Source organism: Enterococcus sp. AZ095b (assembly GCF_051714725.1).
In the GTDB taxonomy this organism is placed as follows: Bacteria; Bacillota; Bacilli; order Lactobacillales; family Enterococcaceae; genus Enterococcus_B; species Enterococcus_B pernyi.
This window is the reverse complement of the sequence record NZ_JBIOSL010000001.1, coordinates 783,667-790,000: the sequence shown is the minus strand read 5'-3', so window position 1 is coordinate 790,000 and position 6,334 is coordinate 783,667. Positions and strand designations below refer to the sequence as shown.

The 6,334-nt window shown below is 40.1% G+C and carries 5 protein-coding genes and 1 rRNA gene (1 of these 6 cut by a window edge); 1 reads left to right on the top strand and 5 read right to left on the bottom strand.

The window, feature by feature from the left end; all coding sequences use genetic code 11:
* The 3 genes from IGJ99_RS03745 to IGJ99_RS03735 all read right to left on the bottom strand — a co-directional run.
* A 16S ribosomal RNA gene (locus tag IGJ99_RS03745) occupies positions 1-1,517 on the bottom strand; it reaches 44 nt to the left of the window's first position.
* A gap of 811 nt (positions 1,518-2,328) precedes the next feature.
* On the bottom strand, positions 2,329-2,691 hold the full coding sequence (locus IGJ99_RS03740) for a hypothetical protein (RefSeq protein ID WP_010736093.1): 363 nt from the start codon (positions 2,689-2,691) through the stop codon (positions 2,329-2,331).
* Positions 2,692-2,762: 71 nt separating this feature from the next.
* Complete coding sequence (locus IGJ99_RS03735) at positions 2,763-3,143, bottom strand: CvfD/Ygs/GSP13 family RNA-binding post-transcriptional regulator (protein WP_019724010.1); 381 nt, start codon at positions 3,141-3,143, stop codon at positions 2,763-2,765.
* A 90-nt stretch (positions 3,144-3,233) separates the two neighbouring features.
* On the opposite strand from IGJ99_RS03735, the gene IGJ99_RS03730 reads away from it, so the two are divergent.
* Positions 3,234-4,400: a MalY/PatB family protein gene (locus IGJ99_RS03730; RefSeq protein ID WP_010736095.1), complete on the top strand. Its 1,167-nt coding sequence runs from the start codon at positions 3,234-3,236 to the stop codon at positions 4,398-4,400.
* A gap of 144 nt (positions 4,401-4,544) precedes the next feature.
* On the opposite strand, the gene IGJ99_RS03725 is transcribed toward IGJ99_RS03730, so the two are convergent.
* Together IGJ99_RS03725 and IGJ99_RS03720 are read right to left on the bottom strand one after the other, a co-directional pair.
* Entirely contained in the window at positions 4,545-5,129 is a 585-nt protein-coding gene (locus IGJ99_RS03725) for a peptidylprolyl isomerase (RefSeq protein ID WP_010736096.1), read from the bottom strand.
* A 50-nt stretch (positions 5,130-5,179) separates the two neighbouring features.
* On the bottom strand, positions 5,180-6,292 hold the full coding sequence (locus tag IGJ99_RS03720) for an SLC13 family permease (protein WP_019724008.1): 1,113 nt from the start codon (positions 6,290-6,292) through the stop codon (positions 5,180-5,182).
* Between the last annotated feature and the right edge of the window lie 42 nt (positions 6,293-6,334).

The following is a 6,334-nucleotide window of genomic DNA, read 5'->3' as shown; positions in this document are numbered from 1 at the left end:
ACGACTTCACCCCAATCATCTATCCCACCTTAGGCGGCTGGCTCCAAAAAGGTTACCTCACCGACTTCGGGTGTTACAAACTCTCGTGGTGTGACGGGCGGTGTGTACAAGGCCCGGGAACGTATTCACCGCGGCGTGCTGATCCGCGATTACTAGCGATTCCGGCTTCATGTAGGCGAGTTGCAGCCTACAATCCGAACTGAGAGAAGCTTTAAGAGATTAGCTTAGCCTCGCGACTTCGCGACTCGTTGTACTTCCCATTGTAGCACGTGTGTAGCCCAGGTCATAAGGGGCATGATGATTTGACGTCATCCCCACCTTCCTCCGGTTTGTCACCGGCAGTCTTGCTAGAGTGCCCAACTAAATGATGGCAACTAACAATAAGGGTTGCGCTCGTTGCGGGACTTAACCCAACATCTCACGACACGAGCTGACGACAACCATGCACCACCTGTCACTTTGCCCCCGAAGGGGAAGCTCTATCTCTAGAGTGGTCAAAGGATGTCAAGACCTGGTAAGGTTCTTCGCGTTGCTTCGAATTAAACCACATGCTCCACCGCTTGTGCGGGCCCCCGTCAATTCCTTTGAGTTTCAACCTTGCGGTCGTACTCCCCAGGCGGAGTGCTTAATGCGTTAGCTGCAGCACTGAAGGGCGGAAACCCTCCAACACTTAGCACTCATCGTTTACGGCGTGGACTACCAGGGTATCTAATCCTGTTTGCTCCCCACGCTTTCGAGCCTCAGCGTCAGTTACAGACCAGAGAGCCGCCTTCGCCACTGGTGTTCCTCCATATATCTACGCATTTCACCGCTACACATGGAATTCCACTCTCCTCTTCTGCACTCAAGTCTCCCAGTTTCCAATGACCCTCCCCGGTTGAGCCGGGGGCTTTCACATCAGACTTAAGAAACCGCCTGCGCTCGCTTTACGCCCAATAAATCCGGACAACGCTTGCCACCTACGTATTACCGCGGCTGCTGGCACGTAGTTAGCCGTGGCTTTCTGGTTAGATACCGTCAAGGGGTGAACAGTTACTCTCACCCTTGTTCTTCTCTAACAACAGAGTTTTACGATCCGAAAACCTTCTTCACTCACGCGGCGTTGCTCGGTCAGACTTTCGTCCATTGCCGAAGATTCCCTACTGCTGCCTCCCGTAGGAGTTTGGGCCGTGTCTCAGTCCCAATGTGGCCGATCACCCTCTCAGGTCGGCTATGCATCGTGGCCTTGGTGAGCCGTTACCTCACCAACTAGCTAATGCACCGCGGGTCCATCCATCAGCGGCACCGTAAAGCGCCTTTCAAAACGAAACCATGCGGTTTCGATTGTTATACGGTATTAGCACCTGTTTCCAAGTGTTATCCCCTTCTGATGGGCAGGTTACCCACGTGTTACTCACCCGTTCGCCACTCCTCTTTTCCCGGTGGAGCAAGCTCCGGTGGGAAAAGAAGCGTTCGACTTGCATGTATTAGGCACGCCGCCAGCGTTCGTCCTGAGCCAGGATCAAACTCTCATAATAAAAGTTAGAACAATCTTGCGATTGTTAAGCTCAATTTGTTTGCTAGCATATTGCTTGCTTGTTAAAAATGTTCGTTGTCTTGAATTGAATCAAGACGCCCTACACATTTGGTTTGTCTTACTTTGTTCAGTTTTCAAAGGTCTACGTGACAATTGAAACACAACTGCCTCAACTTATCGTTTGTCATTGCCGTAGCAACTTTTATATCTTAGCAAACTCTCGAATGATTGTCAACTATTTTTTAAAAGTTTTTTGAACTCGTTTTTCACGAGGTCGTTTTAGCAACTCACTTATCATAACTTGTCGTATGTTATTTGTCAACACTTTATTTGGCTTTAAATTCTTACATACAAGCGTCTCACAAAGCGCTGAAATAATTCAACTTCGTTATGTTAACATGGTTTTATCCAGCGGTCAATAGTTTTTTCGATGTTTTTCTGAATATTTTCAAAAGAACTTTTTTTCGAATCAACGTTTTCTAATTTACCATGCTACACACTTAGCGTCAATACTTATTTTTAAGTAAAAAAAAAGACAAGGTTTCCAATTATTTTATGATCATTCGGATTATACATGTATTTAAGTGCTTTTTTTATAAAACAGGTAAAAAATCAATTGAATCCTGAACATTCTCTTCTACTTTTCTTTTAAAATAGACAAAAAAAAGAAGTTTGAAAGATATTCAAACTTCTCTGAAAGTCCTGCTTGGTTCCAAAAAATGATCTCCTATTTTATTCGTTGATTCTCAAGTAGTCAACGATACACCTGCGAACGGTATTCATTTCTCTTTGGTAGAGGTACTTGAATCAATTTAAAAAATCGGTACACCATCTACTTCATAAATCCCTAGTACCGTACGCATTTGTCCTGGATCTTCCCAATGATAACCTTCGCCTAACTGTTCTTGTTGATTTTTTTGTTCCGTTTCAAAAACAAAAAGTGGAACATTTTCTTGATTGATATGGGTATTCGTCAACTCCATCAAGTTGATTTTACTCACATCAATATGAACGTTTTCTTTTAAGAAACTAAGTATGTTTGCTAAACCAGTCTTATCATTTGAGTGGTCTGCGCATGCGAACTCTAATTTATTCTCTCTTGAATGAACTAAAAATTTTTTAGATCCATCCTCCAAATGCAACATAATTGTACCAGCGACTCTTTTGTTTGCCAAAATTTCCACCTCGATCAACTTGTTTATGGCTTACAAGAGAATTTTAGCATATTTTCAGAAAAAATACACTTTTATTTCCTTGATTCTTTTTTATCTAATTGGATCAATGCTTCCTTGATCCATATAGGTAACTGTTTTTCAATCGTTGCAAACCCGATTTTTTTATTTTTATTAGTGAAGTATCGTTTTCTTCGGTATGGGATCGATGGTACTTTCTTTTCTAAGGTACGTAACGACAGACTGATTTTATTCGAATACTCATCAATATCAATGATTTGTACAGTCACCGGTTGCCCCACCTTCAATAATGTATGAATACTCTTCGTATAACCAGATTGCACTTCTGATACGTGGATCAACCCTTGTGTCTCTTCATCTAATGAAACGAACGCTCCATATGGTTGTATTCCAGTAATTTTCCCTTTGATTATTTCGCCTATTCTATAAGTCATATACTTCCCTCTCTTCGCATTTATCATTATACTGTAAATATTAAAAAAAAAGAAGTTCTGTTCTTGCATCTAGATATGGAGGTCTTATAGATGGAACAATTTGATGAAATAGTTTCAAGACTAAACACAGATAGCGTAAAATGGGATGCCATCTCACAAACTTATCATAGGAATGATCTTTTACCTTTATGGGTAGCGGATATGGATTTTCTTGCCCCTCAAGGAGTAACAACCGCTTTTCAAAACTATCTGCAAAAAGGCATTTTTGGTTATTCGATCGTACCGGACGGTCTCTACCGATCAGTGATTGATTGGGAAGAAAGGCGCCATCATGTGACTCTAACTAAAGACCACATTCTTTTCACTAGTGGAGTCTTAGCTAGTCTCTCCTTGGCGATTCAAGCATTTACAGCTCCAGGTGATGCAGTGTTGATTCATGATCCAGTTTATCCGCCATTTGGTGCAATTGTTGAAAATAATGAGCGTCAATTGATTCGCAGTCCTTTAAATAAAGCAGCCGATCATTTTGAAATGGACTTTCAAGATATGGAAGAAAAAATCGTCTCAAACAAGATAAAAGCAATGATTCTATGTAACCCGCATAATCCAGGTGGTCGTGTTTGGACTAAAAAAGAGCTCAAACAGTTAAGTGAACTCTGCTTAACATACGACGTCTTCTTATTTAGTGATGAGATCCATCAAGATATCGTCTTTTCCGGACATGGATTCACCTCGATTCAAACAATTGATCCTGCCCTTTCTCGATTATTGATCACATTCACTTCAGCAACTAAGACATTTAATCTAGCTGCAATAAAAAATTCAATGGTTTTCATCAAAGATCATGATTTAAAAAGTCGCTTTACGAAACAATTAGAAAAAAATCAACATCAAGGAATCAATACTTTCGGACTTTTAGGCACTCAAGCCGCTTACGAAACTGGTGAGGAATGGTTAAATGAGTTATTAGTTTATCTGGAAGAAAATGTCCAAGAAGTCATTACCTTCTTTACTAAGCATCTCCCTGATGTCAAAGTGATGAAGCCAGAAGGAACGTACCTTATATGGCTTGATTTTTCTGCCTATACGGACGATGACCGACTACTTGAAAAGAAGTTGATTGAAAAAGGCAGAGTCGTCTTGAATCCTGGGATCAGTTTTGGACCAAGTGGTCATTGCCATATGCGTTTGAATGTCGCTTGTCCAAGATCAGTATTAAAAGAAGGGCTTTTACGTATCCAACGTGCTTTAAGTTAGAAAACGAAAGAAGTCATTGGACAAAAAATGTTAGTCTTCCCTACTTTGTTACCACCCCAACCAAAAAAGCACCGAACAGCAAAAGTATTTTCTGCTTTTGCTGTTCGGCGTTTTTTAAGAGCTTGGTATGTTTAAAATTTTACTTTATTCAGAAATCTCAATCGTTTCGATCACTACATCATGTACTGGACGATCTTGTGGTCCACGTTGCGCATTTGCGATATCATCGACTGTATCCATTCCTTCAAGTACATGGCCAAACACTGTATGACGGAAATCAAGCCATGGTGTTCCCCCATTTTTATACGCTTCAATGATTTCTTTAGGGAATCCTGCTCCTTCTAATTGACTAAGCATGTTTTCTGGCACATTTGTGTTGTTGACGATAAAGAATTGGCTACCATTTGTATTTGGACCAGAGTTAGCCATTGATAGTGCGCCACGTAGATTGAACAATTCGCGGCTGAACTCATCTTCAAAACTTTCGCCGTAAATGCTTTCGCCTCCCATACCTGTACCGGTTGGGTCGCCTCCTTGAATCATGAAATCAGGGATCACACGATGAAAAATCACGCCATCATAGTACCCTTTTTTTGCTAATTCAACAAAGTTTTGGACTGTTTTAGGTGCTAACTCAGGAAATAGTTTTACTGTAATATCTCCGCGGTTCGTTTTTATAAGAGCTTTAGGCCCCTTCTCATTCATAAGATCAAGTTGTGGAAATGCCATTTTTTCTTCCTCCTAAAAAATTCTGTCTTCCTGTGTAATCATAACATATTCTATTGATATACGGTAAAGATGAGCCACAAGAAAATCAAAAAAACGATGTTGTAGAATGCAAAGACGAATAAATACTTTTTTCTCCATTCCGGATATTGCTTGATGACTAATTTGTAAGAGATCAAACTTGCCATTGAAGCAATCAATGTCCCTAATCCTCCCAAGTTCGTCCCAATGATCAAACCCTTGATATTTTCTGTATAACTTGATAACAGGAGCGCCGCAGGAACATTACTAATCAATTGACTTGCAAAAATGCTTGCACTGACTTCATGATGCGCCACACTTTTTTCAAAAAAGGCTCGGACAACATCTACTTGTTTGATATTCCCGATGAATATAAAAAGAAAAACAAACGTAAATAATAAGGAGTAATCGATATGTTTAAAGAGTCGGCGATCATTGCCTAGGATACTGACACTCACTAAGACTAATACGACATAATGAGGGATGATGCCACTTACAGCTAGAAGACATATTAAAAATAGACCAAAATAAAAAATGAGTTGTTTTCGCTTTAACATTATCTCTTCTGTATTCGCCAAATCGATGGTATTATTCTTGATTCTCCCATAGATCAACACCACCAATAATATGGCAGCAGCCAGTGTATAGGGAAGCATCAACTGTAAAAATTCGAACAGTTGTAAGTGTGATTGTGCGAATAAATAAAGATTTTGTGGATTACCGATCGGAGTGAACATACTTCCTAGATTACCCGCAATCGTCATCAAAGTTATGACGAGAGGAATCAATGTTCGCATGCCGATCCTTTCTACTATCAATAGACCAAATGGTACAAAAATGATCAGTGCCACATCATTCGTAATCAGCATACTACTGATAAACGTGAGAAACACTAAAATCAAAATAATCCCTCTCGTATTTTTTGTCTGGGTGATCAAATAATTGCCTAGATAATCGAAAAACTGTTGTTGCCGTATCCCTTCTACAATCAACATCAAACAAAAAAGAAGAATCAATGTGTGAAAATCGATATAAGAAAAATAATTGAAGTTTGGCGGGATGATGAACATGGTACCTATTGCTAAAAGAAAAGACAGCGTCAATACTCCGTCTTCTTTTGCATTGCTTGTTATTCTTTTAATCATAAAATTCTACCTCTTAGATTCAAACACTTCGTACTAGTAAAA

What these genes read in the sequence shown, in the direction of transcription:
- IGJ99_RS03720 (WP_019724008.1), bottom strand. Translation starts at nt 6,292, where the DNA reads ATGATTAAAAGAATAACAAGCAATGCAAAAGAAGACGGAGTATTGACG.
- IGJ99_RS03735 (WP_019724010.1), bottom strand. Translation starts at nt 3,143, where the DNA reads ATGACTTATAGAATAGGCGAAATAATCAAAGGGAAAATTACTGGAATA.
- IGJ99_RS03730 (WP_010736095.1), top strand. Translation starts at nt 3,234, where the DNA reads ATGGAACAATTTGATGAAATAGTTTCAAGACTAAACACAGATAGCGTA.
- IGJ99_RS03725 (WP_010736096.1), bottom strand. Translation starts at nt 5,129, where the DNA reads ATGGCATTTCCACAACTTGATCTTATGAATGAGAAGGGGCCTAAAGCT.